Source organism: Micromonospora sp. NBC_00821 (assembly GCF_036347035.1).
Lineage (GTDB): Bacteria > Actinomycetota > Actinomycetes > Mycobacteriales > Micromonosporaceae > Micromonospora > Micromonospora hortensis.
Genome location: NZ_CP108880.1, coordinates 3,254,638 through 3,273,845, shown reverse-complemented (window position 1 = coordinate 3,273,845; position 19,208 = coordinate 3,254,638). Strand labels below are relative to the sequence as shown.

At 70.9% G+C, this 19,208-nt stretch carries 21 protein-coding genes; 7 read left to right on the top strand and 14 right to left on the bottom strand.

The window, feature by feature from the left end:
- Positions 1–109 precede the first annotated feature (109 nt).
- A complete protein-coding gene (locus tag OHB44_RS14840; protein WP_266302776.1) occupies positions 110–2,389 on the top strand; it encodes an excinuclease ABC subunit UvrA in 2,280 nt (759 codons plus the stop codon).
- Between the two features lie 59 nt (positions 2,390–2,448).
- Here the strand turns inward: OHB44_RS14840 and OHB44_RS14835 are convergent, their stop codons facing one another.
- The 6 genes from OHB44_RS14835 to OHB44_RS14810 all read right to left on the bottom strand — a co-directional run bounded on the left by OHB44_RS14835 (position 2,449) and on the right by OHB44_RS14810 (position 8,972).
- Entirely contained in the window at positions 2,449–2,868 is a 420-nt protein-coding gene (locus OHB44_RS14835) for a protein-tyrosine phosphatase family protein (RefSeq protein WP_238682690.1), read from the bottom strand.
- Between the two features lie 516 nt (positions 2,869–3,384).
- Complete coding sequence (locus OHB44_RS14830; protein ID WP_330437513.1) at positions 3,385–4,554, bottom strand: DDE-type integrase/transposase/recombinase; 1,170 nt, start codon at positions 4,552–4,554, stop codon at positions 3,385–3,387.
- 376 nt (positions 4,555–4,930) lie between these two features.
- Entirely contained in the window at positions 4,931–5,491 is a 561-nt protein-coding gene (locus OHB44_RS14825; protein ID WP_330441025.1) for a hypothetical protein, read from the bottom strand.
- A gap of 802 nt (positions 5,492–6,293) precedes the next feature.
- Positions 6,294–6,938: a response regulator gene (locus OHB44_RS14820; RefSeq protein WP_238684880.1), complete on the bottom strand. Its 645-nt coding sequence runs from the start codon at positions 6,936–6,938 to the stop codon at positions 6,294–6,296.
- Positions 6,929–8,104: a sensor histidine kinase gene (locus OHB44_RS14815; protein ID WP_330441024.1), complete on the bottom strand. Its 1,176-nt coding sequence runs from the start codon at positions 8,102–8,104 to the stop codon at positions 6,929–6,931. The genes OHB44_RS14820 and OHB44_RS14815 overlap by 10 nt, the downstream gene beginning before the upstream one ends.
- An 85-nt stretch (positions 8,105–8,189) precedes the next feature.
- A complete protein-coding gene (locus tag OHB44_RS14810; protein WP_330441023.1) occupies positions 8,190–8,972 on the bottom strand; it encodes a DedA family protein in 783 nt (260 codons plus the stop codon).
- A gap of 82 nt (positions 8,973–9,054) precedes the next feature.
- Here OHB44_RS14810 and OHB44_RS14805 point away from each other — a divergent pair, with 82 nt between their 5' ends.
- From OHB44_RS14805 to OHB44_RS14795, 3 genes are all read left to right on the top strand, one after another.
- Positions 9,055–9,753: a carbon-nitrogen hydrolase family protein gene (locus OHB44_RS14805; RefSeq protein WP_330441232.1), complete on the top strand. Its 699-nt coding sequence runs from the start codon at positions 9,055–9,057 to the stop codon at positions 9,751–9,753.
- A 65-nt stretch (positions 9,754–9,818) separates the two neighbouring features.
- The gene (locus tag OHB44_RS14800; protein ID WP_330441022.1) at positions 9,819–10,622 is read left to right on the top strand and encodes an alpha/beta fold hydrolase; all 804 of its coding nucleotides are present in this window, start codon (positions 9,819–9,821) and stop codon (positions 10,620–10,622) included.
- Between the two features lie 86 nt (positions 10,623–10,708).
- Positions 10,709–11,209, top strand: a complete 501-nt coding sequence (locus OHB44_RS14795; protein ID WP_238684885.1) for a DinB family protein — start codon at positions 10,709–10,711, stop codon at positions 11,207–11,209.
- A gap of 43 nt (positions 11,210–11,252) precedes the next feature.
- On the opposite strand, the gene OHB44_RS14790 is transcribed toward OHB44_RS14795, so the two are convergent.
- The 6 genes from OHB44_RS14790 to OHB44_RS14765 all read right to left on the bottom strand — a co-directional run bounded on the left by OHB44_RS14790 (position 11,253) and on the right by OHB44_RS14765 (position 16,203).
- Complete coding sequence (locus tag OHB44_RS14790) at positions 11,253–11,894, bottom strand: histidine phosphatase family protein (RefSeq protein WP_238684886.1); 642 nt, start codon at positions 11,892–11,894, stop codon at positions 11,253–11,255.
- A 33-nt stretch (positions 11,895–11,927) separates the two neighbouring features.
- The gene (locus tag OHB44_RS14785; protein WP_266302785.1) at positions 11,928–13,385 is read right to left on the bottom strand and encodes a serine/threonine-protein kinase; all 1,458 of its coding nucleotides are present in this window, start codon (positions 13,383–13,385) and stop codon (positions 11,928–11,930) included.
- A gap of 98 nt (positions 13,386–13,483) precedes the next feature.
- Positions 13,484–13,687 (bottom strand): hypothetical protein, encoded by a 204-nt coding sequence (locus tag OHB44_RS14780; RefSeq protein ID WP_238684888.1) that lies wholly within the window; start codon positions 13,685–13,687, stop codon positions 13,484–13,486.
- A gap of 2 nt (positions 13,688–13,689) precedes the next feature.
- Complete coding sequence (locus OHB44_RS14775; RefSeq protein WP_330441021.1) at positions 13,690–14,754, bottom strand: LacI family DNA-binding transcriptional regulator; 1,065 nt, start codon at positions 14,752–14,754, stop codon at positions 13,690–13,692.
- 179 nt (positions 14,755–14,933) lie between these two features.
- Positions 14,934–15,815, bottom strand: coding sequence for a helix-turn-helix domain-containing protein (locus OHB44_RS14770; protein ID WP_274531148.1), 882 nt, complete (start codon positions 15,813–15,815; stop codon positions 14,934–14,936).
- 148 nt (positions 15,816–15,963) lie between these two features.
- Entirely contained in the window at positions 15,964–16,203 is a 240-nt protein-coding gene (locus tag OHB44_RS14765; RefSeq protein ID WP_091406718.1) for a DUF397 domain-containing protein, read from the bottom strand.
- Positions 16,204–16,467: 264 nt separating this feature from the next.
- Between OHB44_RS14765 and OHB44_RS14760 the strand changes: the two genes are divergently transcribed.
- Entirely contained in the window at positions 16,468–17,118 is a 651-nt protein-coding gene (locus tag OHB44_RS14760) for a GGDEF domain-containing protein (protein WP_238684891.1), read from the top strand.
- Between the two features lie 4 nt (positions 17,119–17,122).
- Here OHB44_RS14760 and OHB44_RS14755 read toward each other — a convergent pair whose 3' ends face one another.
- On the bottom strand, positions 17,123–17,311 hold the full coding sequence (locus OHB44_RS14755) for a hypothetical protein (RefSeq protein ID WP_238684892.1): 189 nt from the start codon (positions 17,309–17,311) through the stop codon (positions 17,123–17,125).
- 126 nt (positions 17,312–17,437) lie between these two features.
- On the opposite strand from OHB44_RS14755, the gene OHB44_RS14750 reads away from it, so the two are divergent.
- On the top strand, positions 17,438–18,082 hold the full coding sequence (locus tag OHB44_RS14750) for a flavodoxin family protein (RefSeq protein ID WP_330441020.1): 645 nt from the start codon (positions 17,438–17,440) through the stop codon (positions 18,080–18,082).
- 61 nt (positions 18,083–18,143) lie between these two features.
- On the opposite strand, the gene OHB44_RS14745 is transcribed toward OHB44_RS14750, so the two are convergent.
- On the bottom strand, positions 18,144–18,635 hold the full coding sequence (locus OHB44_RS14745; RefSeq protein ID WP_030336385.1) for a type II toxin-antitoxin system PemK/MazF family toxin: 492 nt from the start codon (positions 18,633–18,635) through the stop codon (positions 18,144–18,146).
- Positions 18,636–18,685: 50 nt separating this feature from the next.
- On the opposite strand from OHB44_RS14745, the gene OHB44_RS14740 reads away from it, so the two are divergent.
- A complete protein-coding gene (locus OHB44_RS14740; RefSeq protein WP_330441019.1) occupies positions 18,686–19,201 on the top strand; it encodes an NUDIX hydrolase in 516 nt (171 codons plus the stop codon).
- The last annotated feature ends 7 nt before the right edge of the window (positions 19,202–19,208 follow it).

The window sequence follows — 19,208 nt, the reverse complement described above, 5'->3', positions numbered from 1 at the left end:
GTGCGCGCTCGGAGTTCACCAGAACTGTCTACATGGGGATGAATGAGACAATGGAACCCGCCAGTGCCCGGCGGGGCAAAGTCCCGCCACGATTCCGTGAAGGGTTCGTATGTCGCAGCCAGCATGGTCCGCCGCCGACAGCCACGACATGATCGAGGTACGCGGAGCGCGGGAGAACAATCTCGCCGACGTCTCGGTCGACATCCCCAAACGCCGGCTGACCGTCTTCACCGGCGTCTCCGGGTCGGGCAAGTCGTCGCTGGTCTTCGGCACCATCGCCGCCGAGTCCCAGCGCATGATCAACGAGACCTACAGCGCGTTCCTCCAGTCGTTCATGCCGAACCTCAACCGGCCGGACGTCGACTCGCTGCGCAACCTCAGCGCGGCCATCGTCGTCGACCAGGAACGGATGGGGGTCAACTCCCGCTCCACCGTCGGCACCGCCACCGACGCGTACGCCATGCTGCGGATCCTCTTCAGCCGCCTCGGCCAGCCGTCCATCGGCGGCGCCGGTGCGTTCAGCTTCAACCTGCCCGAGGGCATGTGCCCCACCTGCGAGGGGCTGGGCCGGGTCTCCGACCTCGACGTCAACGAGCTGGTCGACGTCGAGCGCTCCCTCAACGACGGCGCGATCACCGTGCCCAACTTCGCTGTCGACTCCTGGTACTGGCAGACCATCGTCGGCTCCGGCCTGTTCGACCCGGACGTCAAACTCCAGGACTTCACCCCGCAACAGTGGGAGGACTTCCTGCACAAGCCGGCCACCAAGATCAAGGTGGGTAGCAACAACTGGACGTACGAGGGGCTGGCGGTCAAGGTCAAGCGGCTCCTTCTGAGCAAGGACCGCGAGTCGATGCAACCCCACATCCGCGCCTTCGTCGACCGGGCGGTCACCTTCACCAGCTGCGGCGACTGCGGCGGCACCCGACTCAACGCGGCGGCCCTGTCATCACGGATCGCCGGGCTCACCATCGCCGACTGCTCGGCCATGCAGATCAGCGACCTGGCCGCGTTCGCCCGCACCGTCGACGACCCCGGGGCCGCGCCACTGGTCGCCAACCTCCGCGACCTGCTGGACTCCCTGGTCGAGATCGGTCTGGGCTACCTCAGCCTGGACCGCGAGTCGGCAACCCTCTCCGGCGGCGAGGCGCAACGGGTGAAGATGGTCCGGCACCTCGGCTCCAGCCTCTCCGACGTCACGTACGTCTTCGACGAACCCACGGTCGGCCTGCACCCGCACGACATCGCCCGGATGAACGACCTGCTGCTGCGGCTGCGCGACAAGGGCAACACCGTGCTGGTGGTGGAACACAAACCGGAGACCATCGCCATCGCCGACCACGTGGTCGACCTCGGACCGGGCGCCGGCACCGACGGTGGTCGGATCTGCTTCACCGGCGACATCCCCGGCCTGCGCCGCTCCGACACGCTCACCGGGCGGCACCTGGACCACCGGGTGACACTGCGCTCCGACGTGCGCCGGCCGACCGGGCAACTCGCCATCCGCCAGGCCGACCTGCACAACCTGCACGACGTGGACGTGGACATCCCGCTCGGGGTCCTCACAGTGGTCACCGGCGTGGCCGGCTCCGGCAAGAGCTCACTGATCCACGGGTCGCTGCGCGGCCGGTCCGGGGTCGTCATCGTCGACCAGTCCCCGATCCGCGGCTCGCGACGCAGCAACCCCGCCACCTACAGCGGGCTGCTCGACCCGATCCGCACCGCCTTCGCCAAGGCCAACGGGGTCAAGGCCGCGCTGTTCAGCGCCAACTCCGAGGGCGCCTGCCCGACCTGCAAGGGAATCGGGCTCATCTACACCGACCTGGCGATGATGGCCGGCGTCGCGAGCGTCTGCGAACGGTGCGAGGGGCGACGCTTCACCGACGAGGTGCTCACGTACACGCTGCGCGGCAAGAACATTCACGAGGTGCTGACCATGTCGGTCACCGAGGCGTACGCGTACTTCCCGCACGTCATCCTCGGTCGGCTGGTCGACGTCGGGCTGGGCTACCTCAGCCTCGGCCAGCCGCTGACCACCCTGTCCGGCGGGGAGCGGCAACGACTCAAGCTCGCCATCCACCTGGCCGAGAAAACCACCACGTACGTCCTGGACGAGCCGACCACCGGCCTGCACCTGGCTGACGTGGATCAACTGTTGGCCCTGCTCGACCGGATGGTCGACGCCGGAAACACGGTGATCGTCATCGAGCACCACCAGGCGGTCATGGCACACGCCGACTGGCTCATCGACCTCGGCCCCGGCGCCGGTCACGACGGTGGCCGCATCGTCTTCACCGGCACACCGGCCGAACTGGTCGCCACCGGCGACACCCTCACCGCCAAGCACCTCCGCGAGTACGTCAACCCGGCGGTGGTCGGCCAGGGCTGACACCGCCGGCGGCGCACCGGCGGCGGCGCACCGGCGGCGGCGCACCGGCGGCGGCGGTGTCAGGTGACGTGGCGCAGCCAGCGCCGCTGCCAGGGGGTCTCCACCGCCTTCGGGTGGTAGCCGGCCCGCACCCACGGCACCGCCCGCTCGACCGGCAGACCGTCGAGGATCGCCAGTGCGGCCAGGGCCGTTCCGGTACGACCCACCCCACCCCGACAGGCCACCTCGACACGTTCACCGTCGTGGGCCCGTCGCAGCGCCTCCCGCAGGACGTCGAGGGCTTCGGCACGGTCGAGCGGCACCCAGAAATCGGGCCACCGGATCCGTCGGTGCGGCCAGGCCGGCTCCGGACCAGGTGCCAGCAGCACGGCGAAGTCGGCGGGCGGAGCCGCGTCAGCGACGCGGCGTCCGCGCACCGTCGCCCCACTGGGGAGCACGAGTACGCCCGACTGCTCGGACCACGGCTGGGCGTCAGTCATCCGGACATTGTGCCGCGACGCTCTGACGGATGAGCACAGACAGCGCCGCCCCCAGCCGGTGGGCCGGGGGCGGCGCTGGTGTCGGTGTGCAGGTCGCCTCTCGGCGAGTGGCACGACGCGGCTCCAGCCGAACGGTATTCCGCGAAGGCGATATTAGGTGAGGCCCGGGGACACTGAGTCACACCGACACCCTCCACAACCAGCCCGCACCCCGCGTTGTTCCCCGGCTCCACCCATCCGATCCTCGCCCGGCCGTCCCGCCGCGTGGCGGTAACACTGCCCCGCCGGGTCCCATCGCCGCCGGGTCCCATCGCCGCCGGGCCCATCGCTGTCGGGCCGCCCCGCCGCCGGGTCCCATCGCTGGACAGCGGTCGCCTCACGACCACAACACCCGCCAACGCGCCACCCTTCGGGTAGAACCCACGAGATCTTGGACAGTTTCCGTTACGGCAGAACTGTGCTGTCCCGAGACATGTGTCAAGGGGAAGTCCCGATAGATGTGTCAGGTGTTGTTGATCAGGCTGCTCGGGTGAGGCTGATGTAGGTCCGGTCGGGGGCGAGGTGGAAGTGGCCGAGGGGTTGGCCGTCGTGGTGGTAGATGGTGATCCGGTTTTGGTCGCGGATGGCGGTGACGGTGGCGCCGGCGTGGGTGGTGCCGACGCTGGTGCGGTGTCCGGCGACGGTGATGGCGCCGGTGCTGCCGACCCGGCAGCGGTGCAGGGTGGCGTCGGTCTGCATCGGGAGGCTGGCTGGCCCGCCGAGGCTGGGCGCGTCTGTCCATGCCTGGGCGGGGGTGGCGCGTTGTGGCAGGGCGCTGTGGCGTCGTTGGGTGTTGTAGTAGCGGCGGTAGACGTCCAGCAGGTTCTGCAGCTCCGCGCGGGTGCTGGGGGTGGGTTGGGTGCTCAACCATTTCTTGAGGGTTTGGTGGTGGCGTTCGACCTTGCCGCAGGTTTGCGGATGGTAGGGGCTGGAATTGATCGGCCGGACATTGTGGTCCAGGAGGCACTGGACGAATGTGGAGATCGATCCGGGCCGGGTCAGTCGGCTGGTGAACGCGGTGCCGTTGTCGGACAACACGATCGCCGGGGCGCCGTACTCGTCGAACGCCTGCCTGACCGCGGTGACCGCGCCTTCGGCGGTCTCCGCGATCGTCGTGTAACAGCCGACGAGGGTTCGGGTGCAGTCGTCCAGGACGTCGAAGACCGCGGCGAGGCTGCCGTCGGCGAGCCGAACGTTCGTGGCGTCGATCTGGTAGCAGTCCCGGGGCCGGGCGTAGACGAACCGCCGAAACGAGCTGCGCGGCCGTTTCGCCGGGTTCCGCTCCAGCAGGTCATGCCGGGCCAGGACCCGGTTGATCGTCGACCTTGACGGCACCCGCCACACCGCACCGGTAGCGGCATGCACCTCGATCAGGGCATCGCGGATGAAGTCAGCCCCGTTGTCCAGGCCGAGTTCGACGCGCAGCTTGCAGATCCAGGCGTCCAACTCCGGTGGCGTCACCCGCGGACTGCTCCGCGGCCGCCGGGACCGCTCATGCCACTCGCCCACGTCCCGGATCCGCGCCTGATGCCGGTACACGGTACGGACCGACACCCCATGCTCACGCGCGAACTCGGCCGCGTTGATCCGCACTCCAGCAGCCAACTGCGCATCGAGCAGATTCATGACATGCCGCCGAGAAGCCATGCCCGGCACCATGGACCAGCACGCCCAAGATCCCCACCAAGTGACACATGTATCGGGACTTCAACACTGACAGATGTCATGGGACTGAATAGTTACGGCAGAACGGAAACTGTCCAAGATCTGCTGGTGGCCCCCGACCGGACCGCGCCATCCGCTTCTGGCAGCGCGGCATCCGCTTCCGGCGGCACCGGGCGGCGCGGCGATCCGCGACCAGCGAGTATGTGTCTGCCGCACACGGAGACGGAAGTGCCGCTGGCCGGCACCCGGGTTGCGGGTGCCGGCCAGCGGTCGCTGTCCTGGTGTCATCTTGCCGTGCCGTGCCGTGGTGCGGTGCGGTGCGGTGCTGGGTGCTTGTGGTGTGGTGCTGTGGTGCGGGTCAGCTGTTCCAGTGCTGGCCAACCAGGTCAGCGGCCTGCTGCTCCCACTGGGCGTAGGCGTCCGGGTACGCCGACACCTGCACGGTCTGCGCGGCGTCGGTCAAGGCCATGTCCTGCCACCCGTCGACCTGCTTGAGGCCCTTGAGGAACGCGGTGGTGGAGTACTCGGGGTCGGTGATCTGCTCCGGCGTGCCCCAACCACTGGACGGGCGCTGTTGGAACAGGCCCAGCGAGTCGTGGTCGTTCATGTCGCCCAGGTGACCCAGGTTCTCCAGCTTCGACTCCTGCAGGCTCGTCGCGATCGAGATGACCGCGGCCCGCTCCGGCAGACCGGCCTTCTTCGTAGCGGCGATGATCGCCTTCACGTTCGCGGTCTGCTCGTCATTCAGGCTGATGCGGGACTGATCGCCCTGCGGCTTCGGCGCCGCCGACTGCACAGCCACCGCGACCGGCTTGGAATCCACCGGGTTGGCGTGGGCGGCGATCGGGCCGGCGAACACACCACCGGCGAACGCGAGACCAGCAACAGACAACATGCTCTTACGGAAGATCGTGTTCATGGGGGTAGCTCCTTCGGGGGTAGAACACCCACACCGCCAAAAAAGGGGGAACGGCGGTTGATGGGTGTGAGCACCTCGTCCGGCGCTGCAACAAACAACGGGAAAAGTCTGAGGGGGTGACACCGTGTCGGGGTGTCGGGGTCGGCGACCTGGCGAGCGGGGGCTCGTGGCGCCGGGTTCATGTGTAACGACCGGGGGGCCGGGGTCATTCCGGGGTTGGCCCACTTTGCTGGCACCCTCGTCGTGGCGGTGCCTGTCGGTCGTTCGTGGGGACTGCAACGACCTGGGGGCCGGGGTCATTCCGGGATCGGCCCACCCGTCGGCACCCTCATCGCGGCGGCGCCTGCGGTCGTTCGTGGGGGTCGTAACGACCGAGCGCGGATCGGCATTCCAACCCGGCGCGACCAGCCCTCGGGGTCGGGCGGCCGGTCGGTGGTGCTGCGATCGTCAGGGTGTGTAACGACCCCGGCCCGGCCATGATTCCGGCCCACGAGTGCGCCCGACCACACCCCACAAACCCCCACCAACGACCAAACCACCCACACCCACCGAAACCCCTGGCGTCTAATCGCCCCTCACCCGCTTGATCCACTCGGGTTCACGGAAGGCGGGGCATCCCGGACGCCGGGACACCCCGACATCAAGGAACCCGAGTCGATCATGCCGGGCCCGGCCCCCGCGTGCCCGGCGTCCGATCCCGCATGGCTTGCCTGGTCCGCGCCTGCACGGCCCCTGATTCCGCAGGCTGGACCGGCCGCCGCGCCCGGACTACGAGGATGCCCGGACTACGAGGGTGCCCGGCCTACGAGCCCAGGTAGCGCAGGATTGCCAGGATTCGTCGGCTGTAGCCCGTTGTGTGTACGAGGTCGAGTTTGTCGAAGATGGCGTTGACATGCTTCTCGACTGCGCTCTGCGATACATGCAGCCGCTGGGCGATGGCAAGGTTCGTGTGCCCCTGTGCCATCTCGTGCAACACGTCCCGTTCCCGCGGTGTGAGCCGACCGAACGGGTCGGGTCGGTCCGAGCCGGCCACCACCTGACGGACCACCTCCGGATCGAGGGCGGTGCCTCCGGCGGCGACCCGGTCGAGTGCGTCGAGGAAGTCGTCCACCTGGGCGACCCGGTCCTTGAGCAGGTAGCCGACTCCCTCGGGACGGTCCGCGAGCAGCCGTCCGGCGTAACGCCGCTCCACGTACTGGGAGAGCACGAGGACTCCGGTGTCGGGCCACCGACGACGGATCTCCAGGGCGGCCCGTAGCCCGTCATCGGTGTGGTTGGGTGGCATTCGGACGTCGGTGACGACCACGTCGGGACGGGATCGTCCGACCGCCTCGACAAGCTGGTCGGCGGTCGCGACCGCCGCGAGTACCTCGTGCTCCTCGTCGGCGAGTAGCCGCGTCAGGCCCTCCCGGAGCAGCGTCGAGTCTTCGGCGAGGACTAGCCGCACGGCAGCTGCGCCAGCACTGTCGTCGGACCGCCGGCGGGGCTGGTCACCAGCAGCCGGCCGTCCAGCGCGGCGACCCGTCGCGCCAGTCCGGACAACCCGCGTCCGGTCGGTTCCGCCCCGCCGATGCCGTCGTCGTGTACGCGCATCCGGATCCACCCATCCCGTACTCCGATGTCGACAGTGACCAGGGTAGCGGCGGCGTGTTTCGCGGCGTTGGTGAGCGCCTCGCAGGCCACGAAGTACAGCACCGTCTCGACCTGCCGCTCGGGGCGGACGGGCAGCTCGCAGCGGATCCGCACGGGCACCTCGGATCCGCGGGCGACGATGGCCAGGACCTCGCCCAGATCGCTGTCGTCCAGTGCTGACGGGTAGACCCGCCACGCCACCTCGCGCAACTCTTCGATGGCCCGCTGCACGTCCTCGTGCGCCTGGGCGAGCAGTGCGTGTGTGCGGTCGGCGTCGCGGGCGCGCCGGGCTCTGCCGAGCAGCATGCCGAGGGCCACCAGCCGCTGTTGGAGGCCGTCGTGCAGGTCACGTTCGATGCGCTGCCGTTCGGCGTCGACCGCGGCGATGACCCCGGCCCGACTGGTGGTCAGCTCGTGGACCCGCCGCGTCAGCTCCGCCCGACTTCCCGGCCCGAGCAGTCGTCGGGCCAGCCGGATGTCCAGCGCGGCGATGCTGGCAACGGCCTGAACGTTGAGCAGCAACAGCACCGCCCCGACGCCGATCTGGGACAGGGCGTCGAGGACTGTCAGCTCTCCGCGCACCGCCGCGCGCAGCACGATCCCGGCCAGCACCACGCCGACGCCGAGCACGGCGTACGCCAGCAGGCCGAGCGTGCCGGGTAGCAGCCGGGCGGCCAGGTAGCCGAGATGCCGCCGGGTCGCCACGGTGATCGGCGCGGGCAGATCCTCCGCGGCGAGCAGCCCGACGAGGCGGCGATGTTCCATCCGCACCAGCCGCCCCCCGTACCGGTCGGTCAGGCCGGCAACCCGATGGCCGGCCGCAGGCGCGACAGCGCGCACGCTGGATGCGGCGGCCGCGACGGCGAGGAAGGCGAACTCGACGGCGGCCGTCGCGATGCCGACGGCGACGCCGAGCGGCAGCCGAAGCCACCGCCTGCCGGTCCGCCGCTCCCCCACCATCTCGCCCGCCTTCCGCACCACGCCTCTTCTCCTGCTCTGCGTCATCTGACCCGCCCGCACGCGACCCCGGGGTGTGGCGCGTGGGGTGGAGGAGAAGAAGAGGGGGCTATCGCTCGTCCGAGGCCCACGAGCCGCTTCGGTAGAGGGTGCCGCGACCCCCCGGGTCGGGCATCCCGTCCAGTTCGCTCTGCTCGGGTTCGGTCGGCTCGGGGTTGCGGGCGGCGCGGCGGGCTTTCAGCACGCGGGACCCGACGAACCAGACGGCCGCCGCCACGCAGACCACGATCACCACTTTCTGAAGCGTGCCGACGTAGCCCTCGACGAGGTGCCAGTTGTCGCCCAGCAGGTAGCCGGCGAGCACGAATGTGGTGTTCCAGATCAGGCTGCCCAGCGTGGTGTAGAGCAGGAACGTGGTCACCGGCATCCGCTCCACGCCCGCCGGGATGGAGATCAGGCTCCGGAAGATCGGGATCATCCGGCCGAAGAAGACTGCCTTCACACCGTGCCGCAGGAACCACGCCTCGGTCCGGTCCACGTCGCTGAGCTTGACCAGCGGAAGCCGGGAAACGATGGCGCGCATCCGGTCGCGCCCCAGGGCCGCGCCGATCAGGTAGAGCGCGAGCGCGCCCACCACCGAACCCAGCGTGGTCCAGAAGATCGCACCGGCCAGACTCATCCGTCCCTGCGCGGCGACGAACCCGGCCAGCGGCAGGATCACCTCACTGGGGATCGGCGGGAAGAGGTTCTCCAACGCCACCGCCAGGCCGGCACCCGGCCCGCCGAGTCGTTCCACCAGGTCAGTGACGTAGCCGACGATCCCGTCCTGTGGTGGCTCCGCTGCGGCGGCGGGGGTTCCGGTGGCGAACACGGCGTGGGACGTTCGAATCATGCGCCCACGTTACGAAGTCATCCTGAGAGCCGACCATGGGGCCGACCGCCCGACCGCGCGGGTCGACCACACCGGTGGGGGTGTGGAGAGCCGCACCCCGCTGCGGCTCGCCGTGGTCCAGCCGCCGTGCGTACCCCTGGATGTCGCGGTAAACGCGCGGGCGCACGCCGCCGCGGTCCGCGCGGCGCGCGCCCGAGTGGTGGTCTTTCCGGAGCTGTCGCTGACCGGGTACGAGTTGGACGCGCCGGTCGTGTCGGTCGACGACCCGCGGTTGGCGCCGCTGGTCGAGGCGTGCGCCGAGGCGGGTGCGCTGGCCCTGGTCGGTGCGCCGGTCACCGGTGACCACATCGCGATGCTGGCGGTTACCGGCGGCGGTGCGACGGTGGCGTACCGGAAGATGTGGCTGGGGGACGCGGAGGCCCGTCGCTTCCGGCCCGGCGACGCGCCGGTCGTGCTCGATGTGGACGGTTGGCGGCTGGGGCTGGCGATCTGCAAGGACACCGGCGTGGCCGCGCATGCGGACCGGACGGCGGCGCTCGGGATCGACGTGTACGCGGCGGGCGTCCTGGAATCGGCCCGCGACGCCGCCGTGATAGACCAGCGGGCGCAGCGGATCGCCACGGCGCACCGGGTCTGGGTGGCGGTGGCGAGCTTCGCCGGGTCGACCGGCGGTGGCTACACCGAGGCGGCGGGGCGCTCGGGTGTCTGGACGCCGGACGGCGAGGTGTACGCCCGCGCGGACACTGGACCGGGCGAGTCGCTCAGCGTCAGCATCGGGTGACTGGGCGGTCGACGTCGGACCCATCCCCTAGCGTGCGGCAGTGTCACCGACACGAGGAGGAGCGCATGGCCGAGGCCACGACGACCGGCACGGTCCGCTCGGCGGACGGCACCACCATCGCCTACGAGCGCAGCGGCGCCGGTCCCGCGGTGATCCTGGTGGATGCGGCTGGCGGGTTCCGCGAGATGGGCCCGATGAGGTCGCTGGCTGCCCACCTGGCCGAGGAGTTCACAGTGCTGGCCTATGACCGGCGGGGCCGGGGGCAGAGTTCCGACACGTCTCCGTACGCGCCACAGCGGGAGGTCGAGGATCTACGGGCCCTTATCGAGGGCGCGTCCGGCGGTTCGGCAGCCCTCTACGGTTTCTCCTCGGGGGCGGTGCTGGCGCTCCTCGCCGCGACCGGCGGCCTGTCGGTCACCCGGCTGGCCCTCCTGGAGCCGCCGTTCACACAGGACGAGCAGTCGACTGGCGATCCGGGCCTGGCCGCGGACATCACCGAGCTGGTCGCCGCCGGCCGTCCGGGCGATGCGATGCTGCATTTCCAGCGCAGCATCGGTGTGCCCGCCGAGTTCGTCGACGGGATGCGCGACGGGCCGGGCTGGCCGACCATGGAGGCCTTGGCGCACACCCTGGTGTACGACCTCACCCTGCTCACGGCCCTACCTGCCAAGGCACTGACCACACTCACGATCCCGACGTTGGTGCTCGATAGCGCGCAGAGCGACGCACGGCTGCACGGCTGGGCACAGGGGGTGGCCGAAGCGCTGCCAGCGGGGCGGCACCGGACGCTGCCCGGCGAGTGGCACGGTGTTTCGGTTGACGTGCTGGCACCGGTGCTTGCCGACCATTTCTCCGGCCGCGCCGACTGAACGGCGACGCGTGCCCGCGCCGCTCCTGCCTCCTGTGGCTGCGGGTGCTGTTTGCGCAGCGGCGATGACCTTGAAATGCTTCCGGGATGACCTCCTTTCCTCCGACCTTCGCCGATGATGTGGTCGGCCAGTCGGCTCAGGCGCAGTTCGAGGCGTTCATCGACGAGCACCGCAGGGCGCTCAACGGCTACCTGGACGGGCTGACCGAGGAGCAGGCGCGCCGGTCGTTGGTGCCGTCCCGGACGACGCTGCTGGGTCTGGTGAAGCACGCCGCGTTCGTGGAGAAGGTCTGGTTCGACGAGGCCGTCACCTGTCGACCCCGCTCGGAGATCGGCATCCCCGCCACGCCGGACGAGTCGTTCATCCTCGACGACGGCGACACGATCGCCACCGTCCAGCGCACGCACCAGGAAGCCTGCGAAGCCTCCCGCCGCGCCACGTCCAGCCTGGGCCTCGACGACCTGCTTCGCGGCAACCGGCGCGGCCCGCTGCCGCTGCGCTGGGTCTACCTGCACGTGCTGCGCGAGTTCGCCCAGCACTGCGGGCACGCGGAGATCCTGCGCGAGCAGATCCTGGCCGCCGACTAGCGCCACCGCATGCCCAAGCTGGTCGCGCCCGGTGCGGCCCGGATCATCCCCTGGCCCACCCGCCGGTGTCGGCGAAGCGGCGCAGCGTCCAGCGGGCCGGCGGCCAACCGCCGGGGTCGTGGTCGGTGGTCCATTCGGTGATCGAGGCCGGGGGCACGTCCAGGTCGAACGCCCGGAAGACCGGCTGCGCGGCGAGCGCGTGGAACGCGCCCTCGACGGTCTCGCTGTGGCCGACCAGGACCACTGTGGAGCCCCGGTGCCGGTGGGCGATCTCCATGATCGCGCGGCTGACGCGGACCACCAGCTCGGCCCAGCTCTCGTTGCCCTCCTCGAAGGGTCGGAACACACCGCCGCCCGCCACCGCGTGGTCGGTGCGGAAGAGGGCGGTCGGCAGGCCGTCGGCGTACGGGGGTGTGTGCCAGGTGCAGAGACCACAGTCGGCCACTGGCCGGACGCCGAACGCCGCACCGATCGGTTGCGCGGTCTCGACGGCCCTGCGCAGCACGGACGAGTAGACCGCCACCGGCCCGTCGACGGCGACCTCGCCGGTGAGCCGGTTGGCCAGGTCGTGTGCCTGCTCGTGGCCGAGGGCGGTGAGGCCCCGACAGCCACGTGGCCCACCGATGATTCCTTCGAGCTGGTGGACCGACTCGCCGTGTCGCACGAAGATCAGACGTGTCCGCATCGGGACATCATGCCAGCGGTATCGACGGCAGTATCAGTCGTCCGTACGGCTGGTGGAGAAGGCGTCGGCCCGGCTGAGCAAAGCGTCCAGTTTCGCGCCCGTCTGCGCTGGTAGACGGTCCCGCCGCACCAGCTCGGCGATGTGGTCCCGTAGGTCGCCGACGCGCTTGGCGCGGTCCCTGGTGCGGCGGTTGAGGTCGGCCAGGTCGTCACGCAGATCTTCGGCGGTCTTCGGGTCGACGTCACCGCGGGCGACAGCGGTGGCGAGGACGGCGGCGAACTCGCTGCTCACCTCCCGGAAGCTGACCGGTAGCTGCTGCCCGATGGTCGGGGGCGCGGTGCTGGCGGTGGGGCGTGTTGGCGACGGTGCGGCCGGCGTCGGCGAGTGTGTCGTGGGCGCGGGGGCCGGGGCGGAGGTCGACGGCGCGGCCGCGATCTCGGCCGGGTCGGGTGTGCCCGGGTTGCCGAGCGGATTCTCCACGAACAGGACGCCGACGCCGATCAGTACGGCCAGCACGGCCGCGGCGAGCACGGCGAGAGGCCGACGCGACCGGCGTCGGGCCGGTGCGGCGGGTGCCGGGACGGGGCGGGCCACCATCGACCGGTCGATCAGGGTGGGCGGGTGGGCGGCCGGTCGGATGCGCAGCAGCTCGGTGGGTGGCTCGACCGGCTGACCGGCACCGAAGCGGCGGGCCAGGTGCGCGGCGCTCGGCCGGTCGGCCGGGTTGGCGGCCAGGCTGGCGACGGTCAGCTCGGCGATGTCGGCGGGAAGGCCGGGCACCCGCAGCGGCGGCACCGGGGTGCCGCGCCGGTGCACTTCCAGCGCGTCCTCCCAGCTCTGCACGGGCAGTGGCGCCCGCCCGGTGAGGGTGCGGTAGAGCAGTGCGCCGAGGGCGTACACGTCGCTCGCCGGGTCGGGCGGGCCGGCGGTCAGCCGTTCCGGGGCGAAGTAGGCGGGGGTGCCCATCAGGGGTTCGCCGGACTGGCTGTCGAGGCCGCCGAGCGCGGCGATGCCGAAGTCGAGCACCTTGGCGCCGGTGTCGGTGAGCATGACGTTGCCGGGCTTGACGTCGCGGTGCACGACGCCGATGCGGTGCGCGGCGGCCAGCGCGGCGGCGATTTGCCCTGCCACCCGGACCGCCTCCGGCCAGGGCAGGGGCCCGGTCCGCAGCCGGTCGGCCAGGTTGTGACCGTCGACGAGTTCCATCACCAGGTACGGGACCACGACGCCGCCGGCCAGGGTCGCCTCGGCGTAGTCGTACACCTGGGTCACGTGTGGGTGGGTCAGCCGGGCGGCCGCACGGGCCTCGCGTTGGATGGTGGCCCGCAGCTGTGGGTCGGTGGCGAACTGCCCGGCGAGCACCTTGATCGCGACCGGCCGCCCGAGCACCTCGTCGTCGCCCCGCCACACCTCGGACATGCCACCGAGACCGATCCGCTCGTGCAGTACGTAGCGGTCGTGGAGGCGGAGAGTGGGCGTGAGCGGTGACATGGCTTCACCAGTCTGCCTGGCAACACCGCCGTCGACCACTCTGCGTGCCCGGACCCGCACTGTTCGTCCCGTGCGTACCGGAATGGGATTGGTGCGGGTCAGGAGCAGCGCGGGGTGGCGGGCAGCGGTCGTGGCTGGATGCGGTCGGCGAGCCGGCGCAGGGCGAGGGCGGTGGCCTGCCGGGTCGGGGCGAGCAGGGCCCGGCGGGGGTGTTCGACCTGGACCGGAGCGTCCGGTCGGGCCGAGTTGACGTGCCGGTTCATGGCGTCGAGCGCGGTGATGTATCCGGTGGGAAGTTCCATGGTCAACTCCTCGGGACAGGTCCGGTGGAGTCCCGGACAATGAGTGCGGTGGGCAGCAGTACGTGACCGGCCGCGACGTCAGCGGGCGGGTCGAGCAGCAGTTCGGCGGCGATCCGGCCCTTCTCCTCGGCCGGTTGCCGGACGGTGGTGAGACCGGCCGCGGCGGCCTCGGGGACGTCGTCGAAGCCGGTCACCGAGACGGTTGGACGATCATGGGCCGGCCGTGCGGCCAGGGCGTCCAGCACACCGAGCGCGAGGACGTCGGAGCCGGCCAGCACGGCGGTCGGCGGCGTGGGTTGGTCGAACAGCCCGGCGATGGCCGCGGCTGCCGCCGGGCGACTGTTGCCGGGGACGTTGACCAGCGTCAGCTCGGCCCAGCCGACGCCGACCTCGGCGAAGGCGTCGGCGAACCCGCTGAGCCGACCTCGGGTGGTCGGATGCGGCACCTGGTCGACCCCGGTCACTGTGAGCGGGCCGGCCGGCGCGTCGGGCAGCACGGAGTCGGCGAGCAGCGCCACCCGACGGTGCCCGAGCCCTGCGACGTGCGCGGCGGCGCTGCGTGCGGCGGCCCGCTCGTCGATGCCGACGAACCGTTCGTCGTCGCTGGCGTCGTCGCGGGCGGCCGTGCTGACGAACGGCAGCCCGCGTTGGCGAATCACGTCCAATGCCCAGTCCTCGTCGGCGACGCAGTAGACGCAGAACCCGTCGACGGCGGCGTTCTCCACCGCCTGTCGGGCGTCGGTCACCGCCGGGGGCAGCGGCACCAGCAGCATGCTGGTGCCGTGCCGCTCGGCCGCCGCGCCGACGCCGGCCAGGAAGCGGACCGCGAACGGGTCGGTGAAGGCGTACGACAGTTGCGAGGTGAACAGCACCCCGATCGACCCGACGAAACCTCGGCGCAGGGAGCGCGCGGTGGGGTTGGGGCCGGGGTACCCGAGTTGCCGGGCGGCGTCCAGGATTCGCTCGCGCAGGGCGGCGGAGAGTTGGTCGGGGCGGCTGTAGGCGTTGGACACGGTGCTGCGCGAGACACCGACGGCGTCGGCCACGGCTTGCAGTGTTGGCTTCACCGGCACCTCTCTGCATCGATCCAGTCTGTATCGATACAGAGACTAGCTCGGCCGGTCGGCGTCGGTCAATACGCGCGCTGAGAGTCTTCCGCTGAGGGCTCGAGCGGTCAGGGCAGGCGGGCTGACTCCGGCCCACTGTCCACGGTCATTGACCAGGCCAGGGCCGTCGCGGTCGGCAGTCAGGCCGGGTAGAGGTCGTCCAGCAGGTCGCCGAGGATCTCCGCCGTACGCTCCGGCGGCTCGGCCTCGACGCAGAGCCGCTCCATGGCCACCGCGTAGTAATCCAGATCGTCGCGCTTGTCCAGGTAGATGGCGCTGGTGAGCTGTTCGATGTAGACGATGTCCGGAAGCTCCTGGTCGCCGAAGCGCAGGATGGTGAAGGCGCCGCCAGCGGCGGCGTGGCCACCAGCGGCGAACGGGATGACCTGCAACCGGATGTGGGGCGACTTGGTCGCCTCGATGAGCGCGGTGAGCTGACCGCGCATTACCTCGGCGCCACCGATGGGCCGGCGCAGGGCCGCCTCGTCCACCACGGCCCAGAGCTGCGGCGGGTTCTGCCGGTGGAGCAACTGCTGACGCTGCATCCGCAGCGCGACGCGTCTGTCGATCTCGCCCGGACCGGCCGCGCCGTGCCCGAGCAGCACGACCGCCCGGGCGTACTCCCGGGTCTGCAGGAGGCCGGGCACGAACTGCACCTCGTAGCTGCGGATCAGCGCGGCGGCCGCTTCCAGGCCCAGGTACGACTGGAACCAGGAGGGCAGCACGTCGCCGTAGCGGTGCCACCAGCCGGGGCTGTTGGCGTCCCGCGCGAGCTTGAGCAGCGCGTCACGCTCGTGGTCCTCGGTGACGCCGTAGAGGGTCAGTAGGTCGGCGACGTCGCGCTCCTTGAAGCCGACCCGACCCAGCTCCATTCGACTGATCTTGGATTCGGAGGAGCGGATCTCCCAGCCGGCGCCCTCCCGGGTCACCCCGCTGGACTCCCGAAGGCGGCGCAGTTGGGCGCCGAGCAGCATGCGCAGCACGGTCGGCCCGGTTGTCGGGCCACCCTCGGCGGGAACCATCGTCACGTGCGGACCTCCGGACACCGACCCACGACGGCCGGGCGCCCCGGCCCGGCCGACGTGTAAGCATGCCATGGACCGACAGTGAGGTGAACTCCTCCGCGCCGGTGAATAAGTCCCGTCGCCGGGACGACCCACCCCCGGACGGTCAGTTGATCAGGTGGTCGAAATCTCCGTCCCGCGCACCGAGAACGAAGGCGGCGATCTCATCCACCGTGTAGATCAGCGCCGGCCCTTCCGGGTGTCGTGAGTTGCGGACCGCGATGCCCGCTCCCTCGGGCAGTTCGGCCAGTTCGACGCAGTTGCCGCTGGGGTTGCTGCGGCGACTCTTCTGCCAGCTCAGCGGAGGCAACTGGTGGATCGGTACGCCATTGGGTGGCTGCTGCATGGGGGCGTCTTTCTGTTACGAGCCCGCCGGTGGCCGTGGGAGGAGCGGTGACGGCGAGGAGGTGCGGTATCGACATTGGACGGTTCTGCACGTGCATCTGCTATTGCATCTGCATCCGACGGCGAGCATGATAACGCACATGATCGGTGCCCATCCGTTCACTTTGTGTTACCCCCACACGGGCAACGATCAGGCAAAACTGGGCCCGACGCGGCGTGCCGCGTCAACCGAAGGCTGGAGGCGGTCGCGGCGATGGGAGGGTTCGTGCCGGATCCGATGAGTGTCGCCTCCGGCGTCTGCGCGGCGGGCGCGCTGCTCTCCTCCTGGCAACTACGCCGACGGGCGGTGCGCGCCGAGGCCGAGATCGGTCACCTCCAGGCAGAGCTTGCCGCCGAACGGCACGCCGCCAGTCACGACCCGCTCACCGGGCTGCCCAATCGACGCGCCTTCTACCGTCTGGCAGCCGCCCTGCTCACCGACGCCGCCGGCCAGCCGCTGATCGCCGTGGTGCTCGACCTGGACGACTTCAAGCAGATCAACGACCGGTACGGGCACGCCGCCGGCGACCAGGTGCTGATCAGCGTTGCCGAACGCCTCGCCGGCTTTGCCGGGGACAACCTCGTGGCGCGCCTCGGCGGCGACGAGTTCGCCGGGCTGCTCTCCAGCCCCACCGTCGACCGGCGCTGGATCGAGCACTCCACCCGCCGGCTCAGCGAGACCGTCGCCGCGCCGATCCGGCTGAGCGGGTGCAGCGTCCGGGTCACCGCGTCCGTCGGGCTCGCCCCGGTGAGCGGCCCGGCCCAGCTCACCGACGCGCTCAGCCGCGCCGACGCGGCCATGTACCAGGCGAAGAGCCTCGGTGGCACCCGATCGCCCCGCCAACTGGTCGACAGCGCGTTCCTCGGCGAGCGCTGACCGTTCAGCCCCGCACCGCATCGTGGCCGCCCTGAAGAGGCGGTGGCCGTCGTCGGCCCGCAGTGGCGCGGTGATGCCCGGCAAGTCGGGCGTGCTGGTCCGCCCCGGAGGTGACCGGCTCCATCGTGGACAGGCGCAGGCCGAAGCCCGCCCGTACCTGTTCGGCCACCTGCCGTGCGACGTCCTGCACCATGCGGAACACCATGCCAGCGCACCGGCGACCGGCCCACCGCTTTTGCCGGTCACCAGGGCGTTCTGAGGCGTCCTATCCGGGTATGGGAAACCAGTACCCGAATCACGACCGCCGAGAGGAACCGACGTGGCGACCATCAGCGCCCTCGTACTCAACTGCACCCTCAAGCCGTCACCGACGCCGTCGAGCGCCGAGCAACTCGGTCGGGAAGTGCTCGCCGAGTTGGCAGCGCAGGGCGTGGAGGGCGAGATGATCCGCGTCGTCGATCACGACGTGCGTTTCGGGGTGTCCACGGACGAGGGCGACGGCGACGGTTGGCCGGCGATCCGCGACAAGCTGATGGCAGCCCAGGTGCTCGTCATCGCCACGCCGATCTGGCTCGGCCAACCCTCCAGCGTCTGCAAGATGGTCCTCGAACGCCTCGACGCCGAACTCTCCGAGACCGACGCCGAGGGCCGACTCCTCACCTACGGCAAGGTGGCCGGCGTCGCGGTTGTCGGCAACGAGGACGGCGCCCACCACACCATCGGCGAGGTGCAGCAGGCGCTCAACGAGGTCGGGTTCACCATCGCCGCCGCCGCCGCGACCTACTGGGTCGGGGAGGCACTGCAGACCGTGGACTACCGCGACGCCGGCCCCAAGCCCGACACCACCGGCCGCACCACGAAGGCCCTGGCGCTCAACACCGCACACCTGGCCCGACTCCTCGCCGACCAGCCGTACCCGCCGCCGGACACGAAGGGTGCCGCGGTCGGGCCGAGCCGCGAATAGATCTCGCCGCCAGGTGCGTCACTGTGGGGCTACCCCACTGCCGGGGTTGCTCGCCGCGCGGTCAGCGCCAGCCGTAGCCGGCGCGCAACGCCTGCCCGACGCGGTCGAAGCGGGGCCGGTCCAACACGGCGCCCTCCCGGCGGATGCTGTCCTCGCGCATGGTGAGCACCCGGTCCAGCCGGACCCAGCTCGGCCGGTTGTCGCGGTCCCACTCACCCGGCCCGAGCGCGAACCAGTGCCGCTGCCCGTCCCGCTCGCTCTGGCTGGACAGCATCAGCCCGAACAGGGTCCGGCTGTGCCGCCCGACAACCAGCACCGGCCGGTCCTTGCCCTGGCGGGGGTCGTCCTCGTACGGCACCCACGTCCAGACGATCTCGCCCGGGTCGGCCTGACCGTCCCGCTCCGGAGCGTAGGTCAGCTCCCGACGCTGCAGGGCGCTCACCTGGCGGCGGCGGGCCACCTGCGCGGGCGCCGGCCCGGTACGCCGGGGCGACGGGATCACCGCACCGACCCGGGAGATACGCGCCGCGACATTCCTCAACAGACCAGCCACGGCGGGCAGCCTACCCGCCGCCGAAGAGGGCGGTACGACAGACTGGCTCCATGAACGAGCTGCCCCGTGACCTGCCGATCCTGGAGCGACGCGCGGTGCGGGTGGTGGTCACCGACGGTGCCGACCGGGTGTTGCTGTTTCACACCCGCGACCCGGACCACGCCCGGCTGGGCACCTGGTGGGAGCTGCCGGGCGGGGGCATGGATCCCGGTGAGACCTATCGCGACACGGCGGTGCGGGAGCTGCGGGAGGAGACCGGCATCGTGATCACCGCCGACGAGGTTGGTGCGCCGAACTGGCGGCGGCGGGCGAGCTTCCTGCACCGCCAGTTGCGGCAGGTCCAGGACGAGGTTGTCGTCGCCGTACGGCTGGCCGGCCCCGGCCCGGACGTGGACGAGGCGCACCGGCTCGACTACGAGCGGGAGGACTACTTCGGCTTCCGCTGGTGGCCTTTGCCGGCGGTGGTCGCCAGTCGGGAACGGTTCTATCCCGGGCAGCTCCCCCGGCTGATCACCCCGTTCCTCGCCGGCACGGAGATCGACGAGCCGTTCGAGCTGTGGTCATGAGCGGGGC